We start from the raw sequence: 25,253 nt of genomic DNA on the forward strand, positions 1-25,253 counted from the left end.
AGCTTAAAGGTAACTTTAAGGTCAAGCAGGTAATTCGATGAATATTGGAGAACTGGCAAAACAGAGTGGGCTGGCGGCGTCGCGTATCCGGTTCTATGAGGCGCAGGGCCTGATCAGCCAAGTGGGGCGGCAGGCCAACGGCTATCGACGCTATGCACCCGAAGCGCTGCAGACCCTGCAACTGATCCAGAGCGCGCAGCAGGCCGGGTTCACCTTGCAGGAACTCAAGGCGTTGATGCCCGCGCCAGGGGAGCACAAGCGTGAGGCGTTGCTTGAAGCGCTGGAGCGCAAGGTGGAGCAGATTGAAGCCATGCAGGCGCAGTTGGCCCACAGCAAGGCGCAACTGCTGGGTGTGATCGAGGCAGTGCAGGCGCAGCCGGAAGGGGGGCCGTGTTCGATGGGGCAGAAGCAGGTGCTGGCGTCGATCAAGACCGGTCTACAGAGCAAGTAGATGCCAATGTGGGAGGGGGCTTGCCCCCGATAGCAGAGGGCCAGTCAACAGATTCATTGACTGATCCACCGCCATCGGGGGCAAGCCCCCTCCCACCTTTGATACTCAGCGCCGGCGGAACAACGGCAACGGCTCATCCGTTGCCGCCTGGTACGTCACCGAGAAGTCCTTGAGGCTCTCCAGTGCTTCGTACGGGTCTTTATCGGCGCGCAGGGCGAAGGCATCGAACCCGCAGCGGCGCAGGTAGAACAGCTGGTCGCGCAGCACGTCGCCAATCGCACGCAACTCCCCCTTGTAACCGTAGCGGTCACGCAGCAGGCGCGCATTGGAGTAGTTGCGACCGTCGGTGAAGGCCGGGAAGTTCAGGGCGATGACCTGGAAGTGTTCCACGTCGTCGCCGATCTCCTCGGCTTCTTCATCGGCGTCCAGCCACACACCCAGGCCGCCGTCGCGGGCCTTGAGGGCGTGGCCGTGTTCGCGCCACAGGGCCAACGGCACGATCAGGTCGTCGCAGTTGGAAATGCCGTCGAAGCTCGCGTCCTTGGGCAGCAGGTGCCAGGTTTCGTCGAGGACTTCGTTGTTCTTAATGATTCGCTGCATAGACGCGCTCCTTGAACAGGTCAATGCCGATGCGCTGGTAGGTGTCGATGAAGCGCTCATCTTCGGTGCGCTGTTCGATGTACACGTCGATCAGCTTGCCGATCACCTCGGGCATGGCTTCCTGGGCGAAGGATGGGCCGAGGATCTTACCCAGGCTCGCATCGCGGCTGGCGCTGCCACCCAGGGACACTTGGTAGAATTCTTCGCCTTTCTTGTCCACGCCCAGGATGCCGATGTGGCCGACGTGGTGGTGACCACAGGCGTTCATGCAACCGGAGATGTTCAGGTCCAGCTCGCCGATGTCGAACAGGTAGTCCAGGTCGTCGAAACGGCGCTGGATCGATTCGGCGATCGGGATCGACTTGGCGTTGGCCAGGGAGCAGAAATCGCCGCCCGGGCAGCAGATGATGTCGGTCAGCAGGCCAATGTTCGGCGTGGCGAAACCGCCTTCGCGCAGCTCGCCCCACAGAGTGAACAACTGGCTCTGCTCAACGTCCGCGAGAATGATGTTCTGCTCGTGGGAGGTGCGCAGTTGACCGAAGCTGTAGCGCTCGGCCAGGTCGGCGACGGCGTCCAGCTGCTTGTCGGTAATATCGCCCGGCGCTACGCCGGTAGGTTTCAACGACAGGGTCACCGCCACATAACCCGGCTTCTTGTGCGCCAGGGTATTGCGGGCACGCCAGCGGGCGAAGCCTGGATGTTCTTTATCCAGCGCGGCGAACTCGGCGTCCTGATTGCTCAGGACCTTGTACTCAGGGTCGACGAAGTGCTTGGCTACACGATGCACTTCAGCTTCGGTCAGGGTGGTCTGGCCGCCGCGCAGGTGTTCCATTTCGGCATCGACTTTCTGGGCGAAGACCTCTGGGGTCAGCGCCTTGACCAGGATCTTGATCCGGGCCTTGTACTTGTTGTCTCGACGGCCGTAGCGGTTGTAGACCCGCAGGATCGCGTCGAGGTAGCTCAACAGGTCCTGCCATGGCAGGAATTCATTGATAAATGCACCGACCACCGGGGTACGGCCGAGGCCGCCGCCCACCAGTACGCGAAAGCCCAGCTCGCCGGTCGCGTTGTACACTGGCTCCAGGCCGATATCGTGCACTTCGATGGCCGCGCGGTCTGAGGTCGAGCCATTGATGGCGATCTTGAACTTGCGCGGCAGGTAGGCGAATTCGGGGTGAAAGGTGGTCCACTGACGCACGATTTCACACCACGGGCGTGGGTCGATCAGCTCGTCGGCGGCGACACCGGCGAATTGGTCGGTGGTCACGTTGCGCAGGCAGTTACCGCTGGTCTGAATGGCGTGCATCTGCACGGTGGCCAGCTCGGCCAGGATATCCGGCACGTCTTCCAGGGCCGGCCAGTTGAACTGTACGTTCTGGCGGGTACTGATGTGGGCGTAGCCTTTGTCGTAGTCGCGGGCAATCTTGGCCATCATGCGTACCTGGCGCGACGTCAGTTGGCCGTAGGGCACGGCCACCCGCAGCATCGGCGCAAAGCGCTGAACATAAAGGCCATTTTGCAGGCGCAGAGGGCGGAACTCTTCTTCGCTCAGTTCACCTGCCAGATAGCGTCGGGTCTGATCACGGAACTGCTTGACGCGGTCCTCGATGATGCGCTGATCGTATTCGTCGTATACGTACATATAGGTCCTGTTCTCGGCAAATCTGCGCGCACGGCCGCGCACTCCCAACGGAGCCGGCGCACGATACCAGTTTGCGTTTATGCGCAAAAGTGATGTTTGAGTATATGCAAATAACCAAATTGACTAATGAGAACCGTTATCGCCATACCCACATTTGTCATACGGGCAATCGTCGACTTTACTGTGAGCGTGTTTAAGCGTTATCTCCTATAAAACCGACAAGAGGCGATGCGATGAGCAATCCGACAAAAGCCCGTAAACCTGATAGTACCGTTGATGCCTGGGCCATTCTGTTTCTGATCATCCTGGTGGTGGGAACCGCCGTATTCTGGGTGAGCCACCAGTAAAGGGCCTCGATTGACTGTCGCCTTGCCACTATCCATGGCGGTCAATGTTCAAGGCTTGATAACCCTATCGAAGGTGCTGATTGCGTGTGTGTGGTTGCTGGGATCGGCGTATGGGGCCATGGTCCATGCCACGTCGGTGGTGTTTCTCAACCCGGGCATGTCGACGGAAACCTTCCGGGTCAGCTATGCGCAATTCATGCAGGCCGGTGCCAAGGACCTCGGCCTGCATCTGCGCGTGCGCTATGGATCGCCAGCATGGTCAGCGATGATGAACAGGCCGGCTACCTGATGCTCACGGGTCTGCTACGTCTGCACGGTCCCGTTGCCGCTGGCCAATCCATCGAACTGCTGGCGTTCTCCGGCACCAAGACCACTCCGGCTGCGCAGTTGCATCGACGCCCATGGCGGGCGTGACTGCCAGGAGGCGTTGTTCCAACTGATCGATGCGACCCAGGCGCAACGCCTGCTCGGTCCGTTGGCGCCGGTGGATTTCCGCGCACTGTCAGCCGTCGGCAAGCCGGCGTCCTACCGTTACCCCTTCAGCCTGCAACTGCTGCTGCGCTAGACGCCGGCCAGGTGCAGCACCAGCTTGACGATGCCGAACAGCGTCAAGGCAAACACCGCCGTGAACAGAATGCCCAGCACCACAAAGTGGCTGGGCTTGCCGTGGGTGAAGTCGCGGGCGCGGTTCTTGCCGCTCTGCACGCCAAACGCGGCCGCCACGACGCTGTGTAGCATCTGCCAGAAGGTAGGGGGGTTGTTGTTGACTGGATCGTCCATACATCCCTCGACACAAGGTGTGTGAGGGAGAGCATAGACAATCCAGCCGGGCTTAGTTGTCGTACCCCAGGTTCGGCGCCAGCCAACGCTCGGTCACGCTCAGGTCCTGGCCTTTACGCGCGGTGTAGCTGGTCACCTGGTCCTTGTCGACCTTGCCTACGGCAAAGTACTGCGCCTGCGGGTGGGCGAAGTACCAGCCGCTGACGGCAGCCGCCGGGAACATTGCGTAGTGTTCAGTCAGGAACACACCGCTGCGGCCGGCCTGCATCTCGCGGGCCTCGGGGTCGAGCAACTGGAACAACTGGGCTTTCTCGGTGTGATCCGGGCACGCCGGGTAGCCCGGGGCAGGGCGGATGCCGCTGTATTGCTCCTTGATGAGCGCCTCGTTGTCCAGTTGCTCGTCCTTGGCATACCCCCAGTGCTCTTTACGCACCTGCTGGTGCAGCCATTCGGCGCAGGCCTCGGCCAGGCGGTCGGCCAGGGCCTTGACCATGATCGAGTTGTAGTCGTCGCCCGCGTCCTGGTAGGCCTTGGCGACTTCTTCGGCACCGATGCCGGCGGTGGTGATGAAGCCACCGATGTAGTCGGTCACGCCGCTGTCCTTGGGCGCCACGAAGTCGGCCAGGGAGAAGTTCGGCTTGCCGTCGGTCTTGATGATCTGCTGGCGCAGGTGGTGCAACCGGGCAATCGGCTGGCCGTCATCGCCGTAGACTTCCAGGTCATCGTCCTGCACCTGGTTGGTCGGCCAGAAGCCGAACACCGCACGGGCGCTGATGAGTTTTTCGTCGATCAGTTTCTTGAGCATTTCCTGGGCATCGGCGTACAGCGCAGTGGCCGCTTCACCGACCACTTCATCGTCGAGGATGCGCGGGAACTTGCCGGCCAGGTCCCAGGAGATAAAGAACGGTGTCCAGTCGATGTACTCGGCCAGCACCTTGAGGTCGATATTGTCCAGCACCTTGGCGCCGGTAAAGGTCGGCACCACCGGCGTGTAGCTGCTCCAGTCGAACTGCGGCTTCTTGGCGATGGCGGCCGGGTAGCTCAGGCGTTCGGTGCGGGCGCTGCGGTTCGACGTGCGTTCGCGCACTTCCACGTACTCTTCGCGGGTGCGCTCGACAAAGCCGGCCTTGAGTTCCTTGGACAGCAACTGCGTGGCCACGCCGACCGCACGCGAAGCGTCGGTCACGTACACCACCGCATCATTGCTGTACTTGGGCTCGATCTTCACCGCCGTGTGCGCCTTGGAGGTGGTCGCACCGCCGATCATCAGCGGCAGGTGGAAGTCCTGGCGCTGCATTTCGCGGGCCACGTGCACCATCTCGTCCAGGGACGGGGTGATCAGGCCGGACAGCCCGATGATGTCGCATTTCTGCTCCTTGGCCACCTGCAGGATCTTCTCCGCCGGCACCATCACGCCGAGGTCGACGATGTCATAGCCGTTGCAACCCAGCACCACGCCGACAATGTTCTTGCCGATGTCATGCACGTCGCCCTTCACGGTGGCCATCAGGATCTTGCCCTTGGCTTCCGGCTTGTCGCCTTTTTCCAGCTCGATGAACGGGATCAAGTGGGCCACGGCCTGTTTCATGACGCGGGCGGACTTCACCACCTGGGGCAGGAACATTTTGCCCGCGCCGAACAGGTCGCCAACGATGTTCATGCCGGACATCAGCGGGCCTTCGATCACTTCAATCGGACGCGCGAACGACAGCCGGGATTCTTCGGTGTCTTCAACGATATGCGTGGTGATGCCCTTGACCAAGGCGTGTTCCAGGCGCTTGTTCACGTCCCAGCCGCGCCATTCCTCGGTCTCGGCTTCCTTGACGCTGCCGTCGCCCTTGTACTTGTCGGCGATGGCGAGGAGGGCGTCGGTGCCGTCCGGGGTGCGGTTGAGCACCACGTCTTCCACGGCGTCGCGCAGCTCGACCGGGATCTGGTCGTAGATCTCCAGTTGGCCGGCGTTGACAATACCCATGGTCAGGCCGCTGCGGATCGCATACAGCAGGAACACCGAGTGGATCGCCTCGCGCACCGGGTTGTTGCCACGGAACGAGAACGATACGTTGGACACGCCGCCGGAGGTCAGCGCGTAGGGCAGTTCGTCACGGATATAAGCGCAGGCGTTGATGAAGTCGACGGCGTAGTTGTTGTGCTCTTCGATACCGGTGGCGACCGCGAAGATGTTCGGGTCGAAGATGATGTCTTCCGGCGGGAAGCCGACTTCATTCACCAGGATGTCGTAGGAGCGTTTGCAGATCTCTTTCTTGCGCGCTTCGGTGTCGGCCTGGCCGGCTTCGTCGAAGGCCATCACCACCACGGCCGCGCCGTAGCGCTTGCACAACCTGGCGTGGTGGATGAACTGCTCGACGCCTTCCTTCATGCTGATGGAGTTGACGATGCCCTTGCCCTGGATGCACTTCAGGCCCGCCTCGATCACGTCCCACTTGGAGGAGTCGATCATGATCGGCACGCGGGAGATGTCCGGCTCACCGGCAATCAGGTTGAGGAAGGTCACCATGGCCTTCTTCGAATCGAGCATGCCCTCGTCCATGTTGATGTCGATCACCTGGGCGCCGGCTTCCACCTGCTGCAGGGCGACTTCGAGGGCCTCGGTGTAGTTGTCTTCACGGATCAGCCGGGCAAACTTGGCGGAGCCGGTGATGTTGGTGCGCTCGCCGACGTTGACGAACAGCGAACTGCGATCAATCGTGAACGGCTCCAGGCCCGACAGGCGGCACGCCTTGGGGATGTCCGGGATCACGCGTGGCGCATAACCGGCCACGGCCTTGGCGATGGCCTCGATATGGCCTGGCGTGGTGCCGCAGCAGCCGCCGACAATATTGAGGAAGCCGCTCTGGGCGAACTCTTCGATGACCTTGGCGGTTTGCGAAGGCAGTTCGTCGTACTCGCCGAATTCGTTGGGCAGGCCGGCGTTGGGGTGCGCGGACACGTGGGTGTTGGCCTTGTTCGACAACTCTTCCAGGTACGGACGCAGTTCGCTGGCGCCCAGGGCGCAGTTCAGGCCTACCGAAATCGGCTTGGCGTGGGCCACCGAGTTCCAGAACGCTTCGGTGGTCTGGCCCGACAGGGTACGACCGGAGGCGTCGGTGATAGTGCCGGAGATCATGATCGGCAGTTCGGTACTGAGCTCCTCGAACACACCTTGCACGGCGAAGATCGCGGCCTTGGCGTTGAGGGTGTCGAAAATGGTTTCGATCAGGATCAGGTCGGCGCCGCCTTCGATCAGGCCTTTGGTGGCCTCGGTGTAGTTTTCCACCAGTTCATCGAAGGTCACGTTGCGGTAGCCGGGATTGTTCACGTCTGGTGACAACGAGCAGGTCCGGCTGGTCGGGCCGAGCACGCCGGCGACGAAGCGTGGCTTGGCCGGGTTCTCCAGGGTCTTGGCGTCGGCGATCTTGCGCGCCAGGCGTGCGCCTTCTACGTTCAGCTCGTAGGCCAGCTCTTCCATACCGTAGTCGGCCATGGAGATGCGGGTGGCGTTGAAGGTGTTGGTTTCGAGGATGTCGGCACCGGCATCCAGGTAGGCTTTTTCAATGCCGCCGATCACGTCCGGGCGAGTGATCACCAGCAGGTCGTTGTTACCCTTGACGTCGCTCGGCCAGTCGGCGAAACGTTTGCCACGGTAGTCTTCTTCTTCGAGCTTGTAGCTCTGGATCATCGTGCCCATACCACCGTCGAGGATCAGGATACGTTCCTTGAGGGCTTGATGAAGGGCTTGCAGACGAACGCTACGATCGGACATGGGACTACTCTGGTCAGGCATCACGGAGGGCGTGGATCATAACAAACCTGTGCGGTTTTGCAGTATGCCCGGTTTTTAGATGAATATCGCTCATGTTGCAGGGCCGTATGGCCCGGTAGAATCACCGGCAATTTTCCAGCGCACGCATTGAATCGGGACCGGATACATGTCACTTCGCCTCATCACCAGCGCCGTCCTGGCACTGGTCGCCTGCATCGCACAGGCCGACGGAGCCGCCCCGGCGATTTCGTACACCCGCGACATTCAACCGATCTTCACCGAGAAATGCGTGGCCTGCCATGCCTGCTACGACTCCGCCTGCCAGCTCAACCTGGGCAGTGCCGAGGGCGCGGCGCGCGGCGCGAGCAAAGTGCCGGTCTACGATGGCGAACGCAGCCAGGCCACGCCGACCACCCGCTTGTTCTATGACGCCTTCGGCAAACAGGCCTGGCAGCAGAAGGGCTTCTATTCGGTGCTGGACGCCCAGGGCAGCCAGGCCGCGCTGATGGCGCGCATGCTGGAGCTGGGGCATAACGCGCCGTTGCAACCCAACGCCAAGCTGCCCGAAGACATCGTGCTGGGCCTGAACCGCGAGAACATGTGTGCCATGCCCGGCGAGTTCAATGCCTATGCCGGTGCCCACCCCAGGGAAGGCATGCCGCTGGCGGTCACTGGCCTGACGGACCAGCAGTACCAGACCCTGCAACGCTGGCTTGCCTCCGGCGCGCCGATTGATGAACAAGGCCTGGCGCCCAGCGCGAAAGAAGCCCTGCAAGTGCAGCAGTGGGAAAACCTGTTCAACCAGCCCGGCGCCCGCGAAAGCCTGGTGGCGCGCTGGTTGTTCGAGCATTTATTCCTCGCGCACATCTACTTCGAGAATGGCGAGCCGGGGCATTTCTTCCAGTGGGTGCGTTCGCGCACGCCGAGTGGCCAACCGATTGACCTGATCGCTACGCGCCGTCCCAATGATGACCCCGGCACCCGCGTGTATTACCGCCTGTGGCCGGTGCAGGGCGTGATCGTGCATAAAACCCACATTACGTACCCGTTCAGCGCCGAGAAGATGACCCGCATCAAAGAGCTATTCTACGCCGGCAATTGGCAGGTCAACGCCTTGCCGGGCTACGGTCCGGGCCGCCGTGCCAACCCTTTTGAAACCTTCGAAGCCATCCCGGCCAAGGCGCGCTACCAGTTCATGCTGGATAACGCCGAATACTTCGTGCGTACCTTTATCCGTGGGCCGGTGTGCCGTGGGCAGATCGCCACGGATGTGATCCGCGACAATTTCTGGACCCTGTTCCAGGACCCGGACCACGACCTGTACGTCACCGATGCGCGCTATCGCGGCCAGGCCACGCCGCTGCTGGCCATGCCGGGACAAAACGATGACGTGGGCAGCGTGCTCAGCCTGTGGTTGGCCTACCGCGATAAGCGCAACGAATACGAGGCGCTGCGCCGCGACAGCTACGCCGACCTGCCGCCGCCGAGTTGGTCGAGCCTGTGGGCAGGCAATGACAATGCCTTGCTGAGCATCTTCCGCCACTTCGACAGTGCCGCGGTCAACAAAGGCCTGATCGGCGAGGTGCCGCAAACGATGTGGCTGTTCGACTATCCACTGCTGGAGCGCACCTATTACCAATTGGCGGTGAATTTCGACGTGTTCGGCAATGTGTCGCACCAGGCCCAGACCCGGCTGTATTTCGACCTGATCCGCAATGGTGCCGAGCAGAACTTTTTGCGCCTGATGCCGGCCGATTCGCGTGATGGTTTCCTCGACGATTGGTACCAGAACAGCGGCAAGCTCAAGCTGTGGCTGGATTACGAGGCGATCGATGACGACAAACCCACTGGTCTGCACCTGAACAAAAACGATCCGAAGCGCGACTTTGCCAACCAGTTGCTCACCCGTTACGGCGATTTGAACGCCAGCCCGGACCCGATCAACCGCTGCAGCGGCGCCTATTGCTCTCGCGATGGGATCGACCCGGCCTTGCAGGATGCGGAGCAGGCCCTGAGCCGCCTGACCTCACGCCCAGCTGCCGGGCTCAAGGTGATTGATCAATTGCCTGAAGCGACGATGCTGCGGGTTGAAACCGCCGGTGGCAAGCGTGTGGTCTATAGCATGCTGCGCAATCGTGCCCACAGTAATGTGGCGTTTTTGCTGGGGGAGGCTTATCGCTACCAGCCGGGCCTGGATACGGTGACGATTTATCCGGGTGTGCTGAGCAGCTACCCGAACTTCATGTTCAATATTCCAGCCCAGGACGTGCCTGAGTTCGTGGCTGAAATGGAGCAGGCCAAGGATGCCAAGGGTTTCGAGAAGATTGTGGATCGGTGGGGTGTGCGGCGCAGTCATCCGTTGTTCTGGCAGTATTTCCATGATCTGTCGCGGTACATTCGTGAGACTACGCCGGTGGAAGAGGGTGTATTGGACATGAACCGCTATGAGAACCTATAACTAATGACAGTGATCCAGTCATCTCTCTGAGCGGGTGCTGAAGCGGTCGGATATCTATCTTGCGGGAATGGAACAGGTATTCCGATCATGTTGATTTCAGTGCAAGCGCTACGTGCCTTGGCGGCGTGGATGGTGGTGGGTGTTCACTTCGTACAGTTGTTTTTCGACTTTGAGGCGCATAACTGGCTGGAGGACCTGTTGGTCGAAACAGGCGGGGTCAGGGTCGATATATTTTTTGTTATCAGCGGGTTTGTGATTTTTCTTTCGACTGCGGACAAAACCCTGACACCTTGGCGTTTCATGCTCATGCGTGTGGCAAGAATCGTTCCGGCGTATTGGTTTTATACCCTGCTCATGATGCTGCTGGTTGCGACTGTGCCTGCGATGTTTCCGTACGAGAATATCGAGCCGGGTTATGTGTTGATGTCGCTGCTGTTCATTGCCGCCCCGAGCCCGCCGGGTGTGGAGGTTTACCCTCTGCTGGGCGTCGGGTGGACCCTGAACTTCTTGATGCTGTTTTATCCGCTGTTTTCCTTCTCTTTGTTCGTTCGGCAATCCTATCGGCTGTGGGTTGTCGCGGCACTGCTTTATCTTGTGTGTTACATCGGCCCCGCCCTGGGTCTAGCCAGCGGTTTTTACAGGAATGACATTATTCTCGACTTTCTGATGGGTATTGCCATCGGCATGCTGTACCGATGTGGCCTGTGCCGGTCCGGCTCATGGTTGCCGTTATTGGGTATCCTGGTCTCGTCAGTGGCGATTTATCACGGGGCAAATCTACCGCGTTCGTTGGAGTGGGGGGTGCCAAGCGCTGTGTTGGTGATCAGTTGTGTGGCGTTGGAACCCTACTTTCAGGGCTCCCGCCTTTTGAAGATGCTGGGAGACTGCTCTTACTCGGTTTACTTGATCCACGTGCCGGTACTCGCTGCTGGGCTATTGATTGCCAAGAGTATGGGAATAGATCCCTACGCGATGCTGCTGGTGTGCATCGCAGCAATAGCGTTGGGCTCATATTGGAGCTACCAATGGCTTGAAAAGGGAACCTATCGCGCCCTCAAGCGCTGGCTTGACATAGAGGGGCCGGAATCTATTGCCCGACAAAAATACTAGGACTTTGTACCTGCGTAATATTTTGGCGTAAACTGCCGGCAAGCCTGTGAGGAGTTTCCATGACTGCCATAACCATTACCGACGCCGCCCACGATTACCTGGCCGACCTGCTGTCCAAGCAGAACACCCCGGGTATCGGCATCCGCGTCTTTATCACCCAGCCCGGCACCCAATACGCCGAGACATGCATTGCCTACTGCAAGCCTGGCGAAGAGAAGCCTGAAGACACCGCCCTGGGGCTGAAAAGCTTCACCGCGTACATCGATGCCTTCAGCGAAGCTTTCCTTGACGATGCCGTGGTCGATTACGCCACCGACCGCATGGGCGGCCAATTGACCATCAAGGCACCGAACGCCAAGGTGCCGAACGTCAACGCTGACAGCCCGGTCAACGAGCGTATCAACTACTACCTGCAGACCGAGATCAACCCGGGTCTGGCCAGTCACGGCGGCCAGGTCAGCCTGATCGACGTGGTTGAAGACGGTATTGCCGTGCTCAAGTTCGGCGGCGGCTGCCAGGGTTGTGGCCAGGCGGACGTGACCCTGCGCGAAGGCATCGAGCGCACCTTGCTCGAGCGTATTCCGGAGCTCAAGGGCGTACGTGACGTGACCGACCACACGCAGAAAGAAAACGCCTACTACTGAGTAAGGCGTTCGCTGCGGACATAAAAACGGCGCTCCGTGAGCGCCGTTTTTTTTTGCTTTAAATTCAATAGATTACGCTATCTATCTAATGTTGAGTGTTCATTGCGAAAGCTGGGCTGTCAGATTTTTGTTAATAAATTTACTCAATAAAATCAATATGTTGTAAATGTTTTGTGATGTTGAATATCAAGATCGATAAAGATGCGCATGCCCCGCCCGATACAACGATGACTCACTGAAACTGTCACTCGCCAACACCCGACCCACCACAATCAACGCCGTACGCCGAAACCCTTTGGTCGCCACTTTTGCAGCGATGTCACTGAGGGTGCCGACCGCCCAATCCTGATCGGGCCACGTCGCCCGGTGCACCACGGCAACCGGACAATCCGCGCCATAATGGGGCAGCAGTTCGGCGACGATCCTGTCCAGGTGGTTGACCCCCAGATGAATCGCCATGGTGGTGCCATGTCGCGCCAGGCTGTCGAAGTCCTCACCGGCCGGCATGCTGGTTTTATCCGCGTAGCGGGTCAGGATCACACTCTGGGCAATGTCGGGCAGGGTCAGCTCGGTTTCCAGCAGGGCCGCGCAAGCGGCCACCGCCGTAACGCCAGGGATGATCTGGAACGGGATGCCCAGGTCGCGCAAATGGCGGATCTGCTCGCCGATCGCGCCATACAGGCTGGGGTCGCCGGAGTGCACGCGTGCCACATCCTGGCCCTTGGCATGGGCGGCCTTGATCAGGTCGATGATCTGTTCCAGGTGCAGTTCGGCGCTGTTGGTCACCGTTTCTGCCTGATGACCTTCCAGTACCGCCGCCGGCACCAGCGAGCCGGCATAGATGATCACCGGGCAACTGCGGATCAGCCGTTGGCCTTTGACGGTGATCAATTCCGGGTCGCCGGGGCCTGCGCCGATGAAGTAGACGGTCATGGGAAATCCTGATGAAAACGGGCGAGCATGAAATCTGCTCATGATCGAAAGGGGCGATTATCGGGTTTTCAGTCGGCGCACGCCAATGCAAAGGTGGCCAGGGCGGTTTTCTGGCGGGTGATCAGCAGGTGCGCAGGGGCGTTGGCGAGCTGTTCGGCCAGGGCCAGGGCGGCGCTTTCGGCGATGCCGTAACAGCCGGTGTGGGCAAAAGCCACGTCCGATTTATGGCTCAGCCGGTCGGCATAAATCGCCAGTCGTTCAGCGTTGAAACACTGCAACGGCAGGTTCAGCAGCGCGGCCAAGGCCAGTAGCCCGGGTTCTTCCTGTTTGCGATCAAGACTGGCCAGCGCAGTGATACGGTAGCGCTCGATACCGCCCTCGACGAGGGCGGCGTCAAACAAGGCCAGCAGAGTGTGGACATCACAGCCCTCCCGGCAGCCCAGGCCGACGACCAGTTTCACGCCGAGTATCGATCGTCACGGTTGCGGCGGAACAGCCAGGCGCTGATCAGGCCGAGGGCCAGCCAGAACGCCACGTTGGTCAGCTGCGAAGCAATCTTGAACTGCGCTTCCAGTGCTTCCGGGGCCAGCATCGAATGCACTTGCGGTTGTGGCGCGCCGATCACGTGCGGCACCACCAGGATTGCCGCGCCCAGCGCCTTGAGCAGCCAGTTGCGACCGAACACGATCAGCGCGATACCGGCTGCAGTAGACGCGGCAGTACCGATCCACCAGATCTGCCGTTCGGCCAGGTCAGCGGCGGCGGTGCCCGGCAGCTCGGGCGGCAGGCCCAGGGTAGGGGCCAATACAAAGGTCGCATAACCCGCCAGGCCCCAGAGCAGGCCTTGGGCGGTACGGGTCGGTGCACGCAGGGTGTACAGGCCGGCCAGCATCAGGGCGAAGCCAACGGCGACCACCAGGTTACCACCCGTGGTGGACAGCACGCGTTGCCAACCGTCTTCAGGCTCCCAGGCTTCGGCGTCATGGGTATGTGCAGCTGCGCCGTCGGCGTGTGCGTGCAGCTCAGCCGCTGCCGGGGCCTTTTCAAAGGTCTCCGCCTGCAGAATCAGCGGGGCGACCCAGAAACTTTGCAGCAAAGTCAGCAACAGGGCAGCCAGAAGGCCGGTGAAACCTGCGGTTTGCGCAATACGCTTGATCATGTCGGCAAGCCTCAGTGGCACGGGAACGCGGCGCTGTGGCGGGTATCGTGGGCAGCGTTGTGCACCGCCTCGATATGCGAGAAGCCGGCGAAATACACCAGGCACGCGCCGAGGATCGACGCGCCGATGGCGGCGGTCAGGCGTTGGCCCAAGGTAGAGGTGCTGCTGGTGGCGTGCGAAGTGCTGCTGATGATCGACATGGCGCGTCCCTTTCAGGTGTCAGGGTGAAACGAGCGCATGAAAGCCCCGCGAGCCAGGCACGCAGGGCTTTGAACAGCGCCCGCCCACCGCGGGTTTGTTATCTGATTTTTTCGGGCCGGTCTCCGGGCTTGCGAGGGGCTCAATGCCTGAAAACGTCGCCTTCCCATGCCGACTGGCACAGTGGATATGACGTTTCGCTCGCTTACCGTTGCGGGGGCAGCACCGGACTGTCATGCGTGTGTGCATGAGTCACCGGTTTCCCGTTTCACCCTTTGCAGGGCACCCGAAACAAGATGTGTAGGAGAGCATGGGGGTGGGAGGGGAGTCAATTGGGGATGTGCGTTCTGGGGGCATGTCCGTTACCGCAGCAATGGATATGTACTCAAGCCAACCCAACCCCATCATTGACCATCCCCCAAGCACTGCGTAGCCTTGCACCCTCGAGGTTCTTCGGCCCAGGCCGAAGCTAAGAAGGGAACGCGGTCCAAGCCGCGGCTGCCCCCGCAACTGTAAAGGGTTCAGCTGACTGCCACGCCACTGCCGACAAGGCGGGAAGGCGCAGCCAGCGCCGGTCGCAAGACCCGCAAGCCCCAAGCCAGGAGACCTGCCTCGCAACCGATTTTCTACTTCAACCGGGCGGGGTGATCCGGTGACGAAATCCGCTGCTGCGCGCCGTCGCAGCGCCAATCGTCCCATATGCCCGCCCCCAAGGGCATCCGATGAAAACACTGGCCAAACTCCCCGTTACCATCGTCACCGGCTTCCTCGGCTCGGGTAAGACCACCTTGCTGCGCCACATGCTGGACAACGCCCAGGGCCGTCGCATCGCGGTGATCGTCAACGAATTCGGCGAGCTGGGCATCGACGGTGAAATCCTCAAGCAGTGCTCCATCGGTTGCACCGAAGAAGAGGCCAACGGCCGCGTCTACGAATTGGCCAATGGCTGCCTGTGCTGCACCGTGCAGGAAGAATTCTTCCCGGTGATGCGCGAATTGGTCGCCCGCCGCGGCGATCTCGACCATATCCTCATTGAAACTTCCGGCCTGGCATTGCCCAAGCCATTGGTGCAAGCCTTCCAGTGGCCGGAAATTCGCAGTGCCTGCACCGTGGATGCGGTGATCACCGTGGTCGACAGCCCGGCCGTCGCCGCCGGCACTTTCGCTGCCTTCCCGGACCAGGTGGACGCACAGCGCAAACTCGACCCGAACCTGGACCACGAATCGCCGTTGCACGAGTTGTTCGCCGATCAACTGGCGAGCGCCGACCTGGTGATCCTCAACAAGGCCGACCTGATCAATGCCGAAGACCTGGCTCGCGTGCGCCTGGAAGTCGCCGAGGAGCTGCCGCCGGCGGTGAAGATCGTCGAAGCCAGCAGTGGTCGCTTGCCCCTGGACGTATTGATCGGCCTGGGCGCCGGTTCCGAAGAGCACATCGACGGCCGCCACAGCCACCACGATCATCACCACGAAGGTGAAGACGACCACGACCACGATGCGTTTGACTCGATTTCCATCGACTTGCCGCAAGCCGATGAAGCACTGCTGCTCGATGCCCTGACGCAACTGGTGGTGCAACACGGCATCCTGCGCGTCAAAGGTTTCGCCGCCATCCCGAACAAACCGATGCGCCTGCTGATCCAGGGTGTGGGCACGCGGTTCGACAAACACTTCGACCGTGCCTGGGGCGCTGAAGAAGCACGCACCACGCGCCTCGTGCTGATCGGCCAGGAACTGGACGCGGCGGGCCTCGAAGCGCAACTGCGCGCCGCCCTCAGCGTCTGACCCATGCACCTGCTCAGGACCCAGCCCGGTGGTTTCGTCTCGGACGACAATATTGCCGACCTTGGCCAAACCCCCGCTGACCTGGTGATCCTGTGCAGCGGCGATTCCAGCCTGGCGCTGCTGGCCGAAGCGGCCCGACAGTTGCCCGACGACTACCCGAGCCTGCGCCTGGCCAACCCGATGCAGGTGCAGAACCATGCCTCGGTCGACTTGTACGTCGATGAGGTGCTGCGCCACGCCAAAGTCATCCTGATTTCGCTGCATGGCGGTATCGGTTACTGGCGCTACGGCATCGAGCGTCTGGTGGAGTTGGCCGAGCGCGGTGTGCAGCTGATCCTGGTGCCGGGGGATGATCGCCCGGACCCGGAACTCAGCGGGCTGAGCACCGTCGGTGCCGAAGCGCGTGATCGGCTGTGGCACTTCCTGCGTCAGGGCGGCCTGGGCAATGCCCTGGATTTCTATCGCTGCCTGGCCAGCGCCTACCTGGGCCGCGACTATGCCTGGGCCGAGCCCCAAACCCTGCCACGCACGGCGATCTATCACCCGCACCACGCCAGCGCCCGCCTGAACCATTGGCAGGCAGACTGGAACGCCGACTGGCCGGTGGCGGCTGTGTTGTTCTACCGCTCCCATTTGCAGGCGGCCAATACCGGTTTTATCGATGTGTTCTGCCAGCGCCTGCACGCAGCGGGGCTTAACCCGTTGCCGATGGCGGTCGCCAGCTTGAAAGAGCCCGGCTGCCTGGCGGTGGTCGAAGACCTGCTGGATGAGGTCGGCGCGGCGGTGATCCTCAATACCACCGGCTTCGCCCAATCCAGCCCCGAAGCGCCGCATTTGCGCCCGTTTCGCCGCAATATCCCGGTGATCCAGGCCATTTGTGCCCAGGACAACCAGCCCGGCTGGGAGGCCAGCGAGCAGGGCCTCGGCCCCCGCGACCTGGCGATGCACATCGCATTGCCGGAGCTGGATGGGCGCATCATCAGCCGGCCCATCAGCTTCAAGGACCTGGCCTGGCGCAGCGAACGCAGCCAGTCGGACGTGGTGTGCTACCGCGCTGCGCCGGAACGCATGGATTTTGTCGCCGAGCTGGCGCGGCGTTGGGTCGAGTTGGCGAGGGTGCCGAATGCGGAGAAACGCATTGCGCTGATCCTCGCCAACTACCCGACCCGCGACGGTCGCATCGGCAACGGCGTGGGCCTGGATACACCGGCGGCGGCGCTGAACATCCTGCGTGCCTTGCAAGCCGAAGGCTATGCGCTGCCGGACGTATTGCCGGAGTGTGGCACGGCGTTGATCCACGAGTTGCTCGGCGGCGTCACCAACGACCTGCACAGCCTCGACCTGCGCCCTTGCCATCAAAGCCTGGGCCTGGACGAGTACGAGGCGATGTTCCAGTGCCTGCCCGAAGCCAATCGCCAGGCGGTGCTGGAGCGCTGGGGCGCGCCGCAGAACGATCCGATGTGCCGCGACGGTCGCCTGATGATCGCCGGCCTGCGCCTGGGCCTGACGTTTATCGGCATCCAGCCGGCGCGGGGTTACCAGGTGGACGCCAGCGCCGTGTACCACGACCCGGACCTGGTGCCGCCCCACGCGTACCTGGCGTTCTACTTCTGGCTGCGCCACACCTACGGCGCCCACGGCGTGATCCATGTGGGCAAGCACGGCAACCTGGAGTGGCTGCCGGGCAAGGGCGTGGGCCTGTCGGAAAACTGCTGGCCCGATGCATTGCTAGGGCCGCTGCCGAATATATATCCGTTTATTGTCAATGACCCGGGCGAGGGCGCCCAGGCCAAGCGGCGCACCCAGGCAGTCATCATCGACCACCTGATGCCGCCGCTGACCCGTGCCGAAACCTACGGCCCGCTGCGTAACCTGGAGCTGCTGGCGGACGAATATTACGAAGCGCAGTTGCTCGATCCGCGCCGCGCCCTGGAGCTGCAGAAGGACATTCTCAAGCTGGTGCGCGAAACCCGCATCGACCAGGAGCTTGAGCTGGAGAGCGACGCCGATGCTGCCGTGTGGTTGCCGCGCCTGGACACCTACCTGTGCGACTTGAAGGAATCGCAGATCCGCGACGGCCTGCATATTTTTGGCGAGTCACCCGAGGGTCGTCTGCGTATCGATACCTTGCTGGCGCTGCTGCGCATCCCGCGTGGCGATGGCCGTGGCCCGCAGTCGAGCTTGCTGCGCGTGCTGGCCAAGGCCTTCGAGCTGGGCTTCGACCCGCTGGACTGCGCCCTGGCTGAACCCTGGACTGGACGCCGGCCGCTGGTGCTACAGAAGATCGACGGGCAGTTGTGGCGTACCGCCGGCGATACCCGTGAACGCTTGGAGCTTTACGCGGCGCGATTGATCGAGCAAGCCCTGGAAGGGCCACTTGAGCAATTGGAAGAGCCCGGTTGGGAAGACGTGAAGGCCGTGATCGAAAGCCTGCGTATTGTCGTGGCGCCTCGGCTGGATGCTTGTGGCCCGGCAGAAATGCGCGGTTTGCTGGATGCCTTGAGCGGCCGTTTCGTACCCGCTGGCCCCAGTGGTGCGCCGAGTCGTGGGCGTTTGGATGTGTTGCCGACCGGGCGCAACTTCTTCACCGTCGATGTGCGCAACCTGCCTACCACCACCGCCTGGCGCATCGGTTTCCAATCCGCCAACCTGATTCTGGAGCGGCACCTGCAAGACCATGGCGACCACCTGCGCCAACTCGGCTTGTCGGTTTGGGGGACCGCGACCATGCGCACCGGCGGCGATGACATCGCCCAGGCCATGGCGCTGATGGGCGTGCGCCCTGTATGGGCGACGGGCAGTCAGCGCGTGGATGACTTTGAAATCCTGCCCGTCAGCCTGCTCGATCGTCCGCGCGTTGATGTGACGTTGCGCGTGTCCGGTTTCTTCCGGGATGCCTTTGCCAACCTGATCCGCCTGTTCGATGCGGCGGTGCAGGCGGTGGCTGCGCTGGACGAACCGGACGAGCTGAACCCGCTGGCCGCCAAGGTGCGCAGTGAGCGTGAAGCGTTGCTGGCTTCGGGCCTGGACGCAGAGGCCGCGGCAAAACAGGCCGGCTGGCGCATCTTTGGTGCCAAGCCCGGCGCCTACGGTGCGGGCGTGCAGGGCGCGATCGACGGGCGTCTCTGGCAAAGCCGTGAAGACTTGGCCGAGGTTTACCTGAATTGGGGCGGCTACGCCTATGGCGGTTCCGACGAAGGTACTGCCGCCCGCGGGCAATTCGCCCAGCGCCTGAGCCAGGTGCAGGCCGTTTTGCAGAACCAGGACAACCGCGAGCACGACCTGCTCGATTCCAACGATTACTACCAATTCCAGGGTGGCATGCTCGCTGCCGTGGAAACCCTGAGCGGCGACAAGGCCGCCAGCTACCACGGTGACCATAGCCAGCCTGACCTGCCGAAGATCCGCACGTTGAAGGAAGAGCTGAACCGGGTGATCCGTTCCCGCGCCGCCAACCCCAAGTGGATCGAAGGCGTGAAGCGCCACGGCTATAAAGGTGCGTTTGAAATGGCCGCGACAGTGGACAATCTGTTCGCCTTCGACGCCACCACCGCACTGATTGACGATCACCAATACGCACTGTTGGCCGACGCCTACTTGCTCGACCCCGATACCCGGGCCTTTGTGCAACAGCACAACCCCGATGCACTGCGCGACATGACCGAGCGCATGCTGGAAGCCCAGCAGCGGGGCATGTGGCAGGAACCGGGGGCATACCGCGAGGCGTTGGAAAGCCTGTTGCTGGATATAGAAGAAGACAGCTGATGACTGATATTCCCCATTTCCCGCTGTCCGCCGTGGTCGGCGCCGATGACCTGAAACTGGCGCTGTGCCTGACCGCTATCGACCCGAAGATTGGCGGTGTGCTGATCGAAGGCCCGCGCGGCATGGCCAAGTCCACCCTGGCGCGGGGTCTGGCCGACCTGCTGGCCAGTGGTCAGTTCGTGACCTTGCCCTTGGGCGCCACTGAAGAGCGCCTGGTCGGCACGCTGGACCTGGACGCCGCATTGGGCGAAGGCCGGGCGCAATTCTCCCCCGGTGTATTGGCCAAGGCCGACGGCGGCGTGCTGTACGTCGATGAAGTCAATTTGCTGCCCGACCATCTGGTGGACCTGCTGCTGGATGTGGCTGCCAGCGGCACCAACCTGATCGAGCGCGATGGCATTTCCCATCGCCATTCGGCGCGCTTCGTGCTGATCGGCACCATGAACCCGGAGGAGGGCGAGTTGCGCCCGCAACTGCTCGATCGCTTCGGTTTCAACGTGGCCTTGAGCGGGCAGACCTTGCCGGCCGAGCGTGGGCAGATCATCCGGCGTCGCCTGGATTTCGACAGCGACCCTGTTGCCTTTTGCACGCAGTGGGACGTGCCACAAGCGGCATTGCGCGAGCGTTGCACCCAGGCACGGGCGCGGCTCGACAGCATTGCACTGGATGACCTGGCGCTGGCGCAGATCACCGAGCGATGCTTTGCGGCGGGGGTCGATGGCCTGCGTGCGGACCTTGTCTGGTTGCGCGGTGCCAGGGCTCATGCCGCTTGGCGGGGAGCCAGTGCCATTGCCGAGGAAGATATCCAAGCGGTTGCTGAATTCGCTCTTCGCCATCGCCGGCAGGAACAGTCTCCTCCACCGGCCAGCCCGCCGAGTGAAGGGCAGTCGCCGAAACCCTCCGGCTCCTCTCCCGGTCAAGGCCAATGGGGCGATATGCCCGCACCGGCCCTGCCCACGGGCGCACGCCGGGAAGTGCCCGCCTGGCCAAAAAAGCCCTAGGCATTCGCCCTCGACCTGACGCGGGGGCGGATGCGCGACCCAAGGCAGGGCGACTAGGCAACGGCAGGCAAGGCAAGGCACGCAGCGCGAAGCAGGGCGCGATCAACTGGCCGGGCACTTTGCTCGGCGGTCGGCCGCAAACGCGAGAGGACTTGCTGTTTCACCTGCGCAGTCGTGCGGCCCATGAGCTGTGGTTGGTGATTGTCGATGCGTCGGCATCCACCCGACGGCATCGAGCGCTCTCCGACGCCAAGGGCTTGTTGGCGCAGTTGTTTGACGACGCCTACCGCCAGCGGTCGCGCCTGGCACTGTTGACGGCCAGCGGGCAGGCGCCGAAGTGGCAGGTGCAGGGGTTGAAAGCGGCCAAGGGTCTGGCGGGTTGGCTGGCGCAGTTGGGCGCGGGCGGCGGTACGCCATTGCTGGCGGCGCTTGTCGAGGCCGGAAATTGGCTGGCATTGCGGCGCAAGCGCTATCCGGCGGAGCAGCAGCGGCTGTTAGTGATTGCCGATGGGCGGCTTAAGGAGATTGGCGGGTTGCCGGTGTTGGATTGCACTGGGTTGCTGGTGGATATCGAGCGGGGGCCGATCAGGTTGGGCAGGGCTCAGGAGTTGGCTTTTGGGTTGCAGCTGGAGTATCGGCATATCGACCAGTTGTAGTGCCTGCACCGGCCCTATCGGGGGCAAGCCCCCTCCCACATTGGATTGGGTTCACACATTTGTATTTGTGAATAGAGTCAAGTGTGGGAGGGGGCTTGCCCCCGATGAGGCCCTAAAAGACAGCGCAAAACTGTCAGCCCGCCCCCGGCACATTTGGCCAAAGATCCGCCACCAGAAACAACCGCTCGGCTTCCTCCCAATCCTCACCCACCTGTACCAGCCGCACCAGCAGCTGCGCCGGAGCCATCGGGTCCAGGTCGGCCAGCCAGCCGTGCATCTGTTGTTCGCTCCACACTTCTTCCGTGGGGTAGTGCGCCGGCGCCAGCCAGGCATGCCGGGGCAGGGGCTGCCAACGGCCCGGTTGGCTGAGGCTGACAAACGCCTGCCAGTCACGCTGATGCAACCAGCGCCCACGCAAATGCTGCGGATGCGCGCCACTGGGAGCCATGGCCTGGCCGGGCCAGGGGTAGAGCAGGTAGCCCCCCAACCATAAATGCGCATCAAACTGTTGGACATCCAACGCGGCCAGCACTTCACGGCTTTCCGCCCGTGACGATATCGGCAACTGATGCTGGGCCAGATGCGCTAGCTTGCGGTCCAGTCGATCATGACAGCCCGGGCCGAGCCATTGCGCAGTGTCCTGGCCGTTACCGTCCTGCGGGCCCAGATACAGCTTGATCGCCAGTTCCAGGTGATGCACGCCATCGCGGTCGCGCAGCAACATGTCCAGCTCGCCGAGGGTGTGCCCGGCACGGCGGATCGGCAGGTTGGCGGCCAGCAATTCCACGCCCGGCGCATGCTGCACCGCAAACTGCCACAGGCGTTCGTAATACAGGCCCAGGCGGCGCGTACGTGACAGGCTCAGCCACTGCTGCAAGGCGCTGCTGTCCTGGTCCAGTTGGCGTAGCCAGCGTTCCAGCAGATGCGGCGCCTGCACCCAGTCGCTGCCGGCTAGCGGGTGACGTTGTGGCCATGGCGTTTGCGCGAGCATCGGCGGGGCGAGCATCACCCACGCCAGGTCGCGCACCTCGGGGTGGCGCAGCTGGCGGGGCAGGTTGTGCAGATCGGGGAACACAGTCATGGTCCGAGCATAGCCTTTTAACGGCGCTGAAGGTGGCTGAGAACCGTTGTCATCAAGGCTTCACGGCGACAAAGGATTTTGCCTGAGACGGCCTTTCGCCCATAATCGTTCTTTTTTGCCACACTCCACATCCCGCAGGAGCCCCATGGAGCAATTTCGCAATATCGGCATTATCGGTCGCCTGGGCAGTACCCAGGTGTTGGACACCGTCCGCCGGCTGAAAAAATTCCTGCTGGAGCGTCACCTGCATGTGATCCTCGAAGACACCATCGCTGAAATCCTGCCGGGCCACGGCCTGCAGACCTCGTCGCGCAAGATGCTCGGTGAAGTCTGCGACATGGTCATCGTGGTCGGCGGCGACGGCAGCCTGCTCGGCGCGGCCCGTGCCCTGGCGCGGCATAACGTGCCGGTGCTGGGGATCAACCGGGGCAGCCTGGGGTTCCTCACCGATATCCGCCCGGATGAGCTGGAAGTCGAAGTGGCCAAGGTGCTCGACGGTCATTACCTGGTGGAGAACCGCTTCCTGCTGCAGGCAGAAGTGCGCCGCCACGGCGAAGCCATCGGCCAGGGCGATGCGCTCAATGACGTGGTGCTGCACCCCGGCAAGTCCACGCGGATGATCGAGTTCGAACTGTATATCGACGGTCAGTTCGTGTGCAGCCAGAAGGCCGACGGCCTGATCGTTGCCACGCCTACCGGCTCCACCGCCTACGCGCTGTCGGCGGGTGGCCCGATCATGCATCCCAAGCTGGATGCCATTGTGATCGTGCCGATGTATCCCCATATGTTGTCGAGCAGGCCGATTGTGGTCGACGGCAACAGTGAACTGAAAATCGTGGTGTCCAAAGATATGCAGATCTACCCGCAGGTCTCGTGTGACGGGCAGAACCATTTCACCTGCGCCCCCGGTGACACCATCACCGTGAGCAAGAAGGCACAGAAGTTGCGGTTGATCCACCCGCTGGACCACAACTACTACGAAGTGTGCCGCACCAAGCTGGGCTGGGGCAGCCGCTTGGGGGGTGGAGGCGACTGATGCTCGATCCCGCGCGTAGCTACGACCTGATTGGTGACGTGCACGGTTGCGCCCATACCCTTGAGCACTTGCTCGACCTGTTGGGCTACCACAAGCAGGGCGGCACCTGGCGCCATCCAACGCGTATGGCGGTGTTCCTCGGCGATATCATCGACCGTGGCCCGCGCATCCGCGAGGCGCTGCATATCGTCCACGACATGACCGAGGCCGGCCAGGCGCTGTGCATCATGGGCAACCACGAGTTCAACGCCCTGGGCTGGACCACACCGGCACCGCCGGGCAGTGGCAGGCAGTTCGTGCGTGAGCACAACCCACGGCATGCGCGGTTGATCCACGAGACCCTGACCCAGTTCGAACATCACCCGGCCGACTGGCACGACTTCCTCGGCTGGTTCTATGACATGCCGCTGTTTGTCGACGCCGGGCGCTTTCGCGTGGTGCATGCGTGCTGGGATGATGGCTTTATCCAGCCGCTGCGTGGCACCTTCCCGGACGGCTGCATCGACCAGCACTTCCTGCAGGCCGCCGCCGTGCCGGGCAGTTTTGCCTGCAATGCGTTCGACCGCCTGTTGCGCGGCACCGACATGCGTTTGCCGGACGGCCTCACGTTGACCGGTGGCGATGGCCTGACGCGCTCGTTCTTCCGCACCAAGTTCTGGGAAGACGACCCCAAGACCTACGGCGATATCGTGTTCCAGCCCGATGCACTGCCCGAGCCGGTGGCGCGTACACCGTTGTCGTCCACCGAAAAGAATTCCCTGCTGCGCTACGGCGTCGATGAACCGCTGTTGTTCGTCGGGCATTACTGGCGCAGTGGCAAACCGGCGCCGATCCGCCCGAACCTGGCCTGCCTGGACTACAGCGCGGTGCTGTACGGCAAGCTGGTGGCGTACCGCCTGGATCAGGAAACGCGGCTGGACCCGAATAAATTCGTCTGGGTCGACGTTGAGCGGCCCGAGGTCATCCAATGAGTACCGTGGCCGTATTGCGCCTGCCACTGAGTGTGGACCTGGGCGGCTTTATCCAATTGCTGCACCGCATGCAGGTGCCCCATCGCGTCAGTGAAGAGGCCGGGGAGCAAGTGTTATGGGTACCCGAGACCATCAGCGACGACGTGCGCGTGCTGTACCAGCGCTTTCCCGCCGGTGACCCGGACCGGCAACTGGATATTCCCGAACAGGCAGCGACCAGGCGCCCTGGATTTGTCCAGCAACTGCGGCACAGCCCATTGACCGCTCTGGTGTTGCTGGCAAGCATCATCGTCGGCGCGGTGACCTTGCTCGGTGAAAACCTGCAAGCCATGAGCTGGCTGACATTCCTGCAGTTTCGCATTATCGGCGAGTACATCCAGTTCACGCCGCTGGCCGACAGTCTGGCGGCGGGGCAGTGGTGGCGCTTGGTCACGCCGATGCTGATCCACTTCGGCATCCTGCACCTGGCCATGAATGGCATGTGGTACTGGGAGTTGGGCCGGCGCATAGAGGCGCGCCAGGGCAGTATCAACTTGCTGGGCCTGACCCTGTTGTTCAGCCTGGTCTCCAACTACGCTCAATACGCTTATGGTGGCCCCGGTCTGTTCGGTGGGTTGTCCGGCGTGTTGTATGGCCTGCTCGGGCATTGCTGGATTTTTCAACTGCTGTCGCCCAACCCGGCCTATCGCCTGCCCCGTGGGGTACTGGTGATGATGCTGGTCTGGCTGCTGCTCTGCCTGTCGGGGCTGGTCTCGATGATCGGTTTCGGCGAAATCGCCAACGCGGCCCATGTCGGCGGCTTGGTCATCGGTTGCCTGACAGGTTTGCTGGGCGGGCTGTACAGCCGTCGCAAATCGTCTATTTGATAAGGAAG

20 protein-coding genes, 1 pseudogene and 2 riboswitches are annotated in these 25,253 nt (G+C 62.1%); of the genes and pseudogenes, 12 read left to right on the forward strand and 9 right to left on the reverse strand.

The window, feature by feature from the left end; all coding sequences use genetic code 11:
* Nucleotides 1–37: 37 nt before the first annotated feature.
* Nucleotides 38–451 carry a MerR family transcriptional regulator gene (locus BMX59_RS26135; protein WP_093127468.1) on the forward strand — a complete coding sequence of 138 codons (414 nt, stop codon included), beginning with the start codon at nt 38–40 and terminating at the stop codon, nt 449–451.
* Between the two features lie 105 nt (nt 452–556).
* Here the strand turns inward: BMX59_RS26135 and BMX59_RS26140 are convergent, their stop codons facing one another.
* Nucleotides 557–1,051, reverse strand: a complete 495-nt coding sequence (locus BMX59_RS26140; RefSeq protein WP_048727764.1) for a DUF934 domain-containing protein — start codon at nt 1,049–1,051, stop codon at nt 557–559.
* Nucleotides 1,035–2,693: a nitrite/sulfite reductase gene (locus BMX59_RS26145; RefSeq protein WP_093127471.1), complete on the reverse strand. Its 1,659-nt coding sequence runs from the start codon at nt 2,691–2,693 to the stop codon at nt 1,035–1,037. Before BMX59_RS26145 ends, BMX59_RS26140 begins: the two co-directional genes overlap by 17 nt.
* Nucleotides 2,694–3,158: 465 nt before the next feature.
* On the opposite strand from BMX59_RS26145, the pseudogene BMX59_RS26150 reads away from it, so the two are divergent.
* Nucleotides 3,159–3,605, forward strand: a pseudogene (locus tag BMX59_RS26150) (hypothetical protein).
* On the opposite strand, the gene BMX59_RS26155 reads toward BMX59_RS26150, so the two are convergent.
* Both BMX59_RS26155 and metH read right to left on the reverse strand, forming a co-directional pair.
* Complete coding sequence (locus BMX59_RS26155) at nt 3,602–3,820, reverse strand: DUF2970 domain-containing protein (RefSeq protein ID WP_093127474.1); 219 nt, start codon at nt 3,818–3,820, stop codon at nt 3,602–3,604. The pseudogene BMX59_RS26150 and the gene BMX59_RS26155 overlap by 4 nt on opposite strands.
* Before the next feature lie 52 nt (nt 3,821–3,872).
* Nucleotides 3,873–7,583, reverse strand: a complete 3,711-nt coding sequence (gene metH, locus BMX59_RS26160; protein WP_093127478.1) for a methionine synthase — start codon at nt 7,581–7,583, stop codon at nt 3,873–3,875.
* 166 nt (nt 7,584–7,749) lie between these two features.
* Here metH and BMX59_RS26165 point away from each other — a divergent pair, with 166 nt between their 5' ends.
* The 3 genes from BMX59_RS26165 to nfuA all read left to right on the forward strand — a co-directional run bounded on the left by BMX59_RS26165 (nt 7,750) and on the right by nfuA (nt 11,795).
* Entirely contained in the window at nt 7,750–10,041 is a 2,292-nt protein-coding gene (locus BMX59_RS26165; protein ID WP_093127482.1) for a fatty acid cis/trans isomerase, read from the forward strand.
* A gap of 87 nt (nt 10,042–10,128) precedes the next feature.
* Nucleotides 10,129–11,151, forward strand: a complete 1,023-nt coding sequence (locus BMX59_RS26170) for an acyltransferase family protein (protein WP_092248895.1) — start codon at nt 10,129–10,131, stop codon at nt 11,149–11,151.
* Nucleotides 11,152–11,210: 59 nt separating this feature from the next.
* Nucleotides 11,211–11,795, forward strand: a complete 585-nt coding sequence (gene nfuA / locus BMX59_RS26175; RefSeq protein ID WP_003173594.1) for a Fe-S biogenesis protein NfuA — start codon at nt 11,211–11,213, stop codon at nt 11,793–11,795.
* Between the two features lie 186 nt (nt 11,796–11,981).
* Here nfuA and cobM read toward each other — a convergent pair whose 3' ends face one another.
* The 4 genes from cobM to BMX59_RS26195 all read right to left on the reverse strand — a co-directional run bounded on the left by cobM (nt 11,982) and on the right by BMX59_RS26195 (nt 14,087).
* The gene (gene cobM, locus BMX59_RS26180) at nt 11,982–12,728 is read right to left on the reverse strand and encodes a precorrin-4 C(11)-methyltransferase (protein ID WP_093127489.1); all 747 of its coding nucleotides are present in this window, start codon (nt 12,726–12,728) and stop codon (nt 11,982–11,984) included.
* Nucleotides 12,729–12,796: 68 nt separating this feature from the next.
* Nucleotides 12,797–13,189, reverse strand: coding sequence for a cobalamin biosynthesis protein (locus BMX59_RS26185; RefSeq protein ID WP_093127492.1), 393 nt, complete (start codon nt 13,187–13,189; stop codon nt 12,797–12,799).
* A complete protein-coding gene (locus BMX59_RS26190; protein WP_071490667.1) occupies nt 13,186–13,887 on the reverse strand; it encodes a CbtA family protein in 702 nt (233 codons plus the stop codon). Before BMX59_RS26190 ends, BMX59_RS26185 begins: the two co-directional genes overlap by 4 nt.
* Nucleotides 13,888–13,898: 11 nt before the next feature.
* Nucleotides 13,899–14,087, reverse strand: a complete 189-nt coding sequence (locus tag BMX59_RS26195) for a CbtB domain-containing protein (protein ID WP_093127496.1) — start codon at nt 14,085–14,087, stop codon at nt 13,899–13,901.
* A gap of 96 nt (nt 14,088–14,183) precedes the next feature.
* Nucleotides 14,184–14,390, reverse strand: a riboswitch (cobalamin riboswitch).
* Between the two features lie 124 nt (nt 14,391–14,514).
* A riboswitch (cobalamin riboswitch) is annotated at nt 14,515–14,715 on the forward strand.
* A gap of 92 nt (nt 14,716–14,807) precedes the next feature.
* On the opposite strand from BMX59_RS26195, the gene cobW reads away from it, so the two are divergent.
* From cobW to BMX59_RS26215, 4 genes are read left to right on the forward strand one after another with little or no spacing between them, the layout of a single operon-like run.
* On the forward strand, nt 14,808–15,869 hold the full coding sequence (gene cobW / locus BMX59_RS26200; RefSeq protein WP_071490665.1) for a cobalamin biosynthesis protein CobW: 1,062 nt from the start codon (nt 14,808–14,810) through the stop codon (nt 15,867–15,869).
* 3 nt (nt 15,870–15,872) lie between these two features.
* Nucleotides 15,873–19,634, forward strand: coding sequence for a cobaltochelatase subunit CobN (gene cobN / locus BMX59_RS26205; RefSeq protein ID WP_093127499.1), 3,762 nt, complete (start codon nt 15,873–15,875; stop codon nt 19,632–19,634).
* A complete protein-coding gene (locus BMX59_RS26210) occupies nt 19,634–20,635 on the forward strand; it encodes a magnesium chelatase ATPase subunit I (RefSeq protein ID WP_093127502.1) in 1,002 nt (333 codons plus the stop codon). The genes cobN and BMX59_RS26210 overlap by 1 nt, the downstream gene beginning before the upstream one ends.
* Nucleotides 20,560–21,291, forward strand: coding sequence for a vWA domain-containing protein (locus BMX59_RS26215; protein WP_093127505.1), 732 nt, complete (start codon nt 20,560–20,562; stop codon nt 21,289–21,291). The genes BMX59_RS26210 and BMX59_RS26215 overlap by 76 nt, the downstream gene beginning before the upstream one ends.
* 133 nt (nt 21,292–21,424) lie before the next feature.
* Here BMX59_RS26215 and BMX59_RS26220 read toward each other — a convergent pair whose 3' ends face one another.
* Nucleotides 21,425–22,372: a DUF1853 family protein gene (locus tag BMX59_RS26220; RefSeq protein ID WP_093127508.1), complete on the reverse strand. Its 948-nt coding sequence runs from the start codon at nt 22,370–22,372 to the stop codon at nt 21,425–21,427.
* 145 nt (nt 22,373–22,517) lie between these two features.
* Here BMX59_RS26220 and BMX59_RS26225 point away from each other — a divergent pair, with 145 nt between their 5' ends.
* The 3 genes from BMX59_RS26225 to BMX59_RS26235 are packed head-to-tail and all read left to right on the forward strand — an operon-like array spanning nt 22,518 to nt 25,245.
* Entirely contained in the window at nt 22,518–23,408 is an 891-nt protein-coding gene (locus BMX59_RS26225; RefSeq protein WP_003217892.1) for an NAD(+) kinase, read from the forward strand.
* Nucleotides 23,405–24,379: a metallophosphoesterase gene (locus tag BMX59_RS26230; protein ID WP_162276401.1), complete on the forward strand. Its 975-nt coding sequence runs from the start codon at nt 23,405–23,407 to the stop codon at nt 24,377–24,379. Before BMX59_RS26225 ends, BMX59_RS26230 begins: the two co-directional genes overlap by 4 nt.
* Nucleotides 24,376–25,245, forward strand: a complete 870-nt coding sequence (locus BMX59_RS26235) for a rhomboid family intramembrane serine protease (protein ID WP_071490660.1) — start codon at nt 24,376–24,378, stop codon at nt 25,243–25,245. Before BMX59_RS26230 ends, BMX59_RS26235 begins: the two co-directional genes overlap by 4 nt.
* Nucleotides 25,246–25,253: the final 8 nt, after the last annotated feature.

Source organism: Pseudomonas sp. NFR09, assembly GCF_900111535.1.
GTDB classification, from domain to species: domain Bacteria; phylum Pseudomonadota; class Gammaproteobacteria; order Pseudomonadales; family Pseudomonadaceae; genus Aquipseudomonas; species Aquipseudomonas extremorientalis.

Coding starts and splice junctions, on each gene's coding strand:
- BMX59_RS26135 (WP_093127468.1), top strand. CDS start 38: ATGAATATTGGAGAACTGGCAAAACAGAGTGGGCTGGCGGCGTCGCGT.
- BMX59_RS26140 (WP_048727764.1), bottom strand. CDS start 1,051: ATGCAGCGAATCATTAAGAACAACGAAGTCCTCGACGAAACCTGGCAC.
- BMX59_RS26145 (WP_093127471.1), bottom strand. CDS start 2,693: ATGTACGTATACGACGAATACGATCAGCGCATCATCGAGGACCGCGTC.
- BMX59_RS26155 (WP_093127474.1), bottom strand. CDS start 3,820: ATGGACGATCCAGTCAACAACAACCCCCCTACCTTCTGGCAGATGCTA.
- metH (WP_093127478.1), bottom strand. CDS start 7,583: ATGTCCGATCGTAGCGTTCGTCTGCAAGCCCTTCATCAAGCCCTCAAG.
- BMX59_RS26165 (WP_093127482.1), top strand. CDS start 7,750: ATGTCACTTCGCCTCATCACCAGCGCCGTCCTGGCACTGGTCGCCTGC.
- BMX59_RS26170 (WP_092248895.1), top strand. CDS start 10,129: ATGTTGATTTCAGTGCAAGCGCTACGTGCCTTGGCGGCGTGGATGGTG.
- nfuA (WP_003173594.1), top strand. CDS start 11,211: ATGACTGCCATAACCATTACCGACGCCGCCCACGATTACCTGGCCGAC.
- cobM (WP_093127489.1), bottom strand. CDS start 12,728: ATGACCGTCTACTTCATCGGCGCAGGCCCCGGCGACCCGGAATTGATC.
- BMX59_RS26190 (WP_071490667.1), bottom strand. CDS start 13,887: ATGATCAAGCGTATTGCGCAAACCGCAGGTTTCACCGGCCTTCTGGCT.
- BMX59_RS26195 (WP_093127496.1), bottom strand. CDS start 14,087: ATGTCGATCATCAGCAGCACTTCGCACGCCACCAGCAGCACCTCTACC.
- cobW (WP_071490665.1), top strand. CDS start 14,808: ATGAAAACACTGGCCAAACTCCCCGTTACCATCGTCACCGGCTTCCTC.
- cobN (WP_093127499.1), top strand. CDS start 15,873: ATGCACCTGCTCAGGACCCAGCCCGGTGGTTTCGTCTCGGACGACAAT.
- BMX59_RS26210 (WP_093127502.1), top strand. CDS start 19,634: ATGACTGATATTCCCCATTTCCCGCTGTCCGCCGTGGTCGGCGCCGAT.
- BMX59_RS26215 (WP_093127505.1), top strand. CDS start 20,560: ATGGGGCGATATGCCCGCACCGGCCCTGCCCACGGGCGCACGCCGGGA.
- BMX59_RS26220 (WP_093127508.1), bottom strand. CDS start 22,372: ATGACTGTGTTCCCCGATCTGCACAACCTGCCCCGCCAGCTGCGCCAC.
- BMX59_RS26225 (WP_003217892.1), top strand. CDS start 22,518: ATGGAGCAATTTCGCAATATCGGCATTATCGGTCGCCTGGGCAGTACC.
- BMX59_RS26235 (WP_071490660.1), top strand. CDS start 24,376: ATGAGTACCGTGGCCGTATTGCGCCTGCCACTGAGTGTGGACCTGGGC.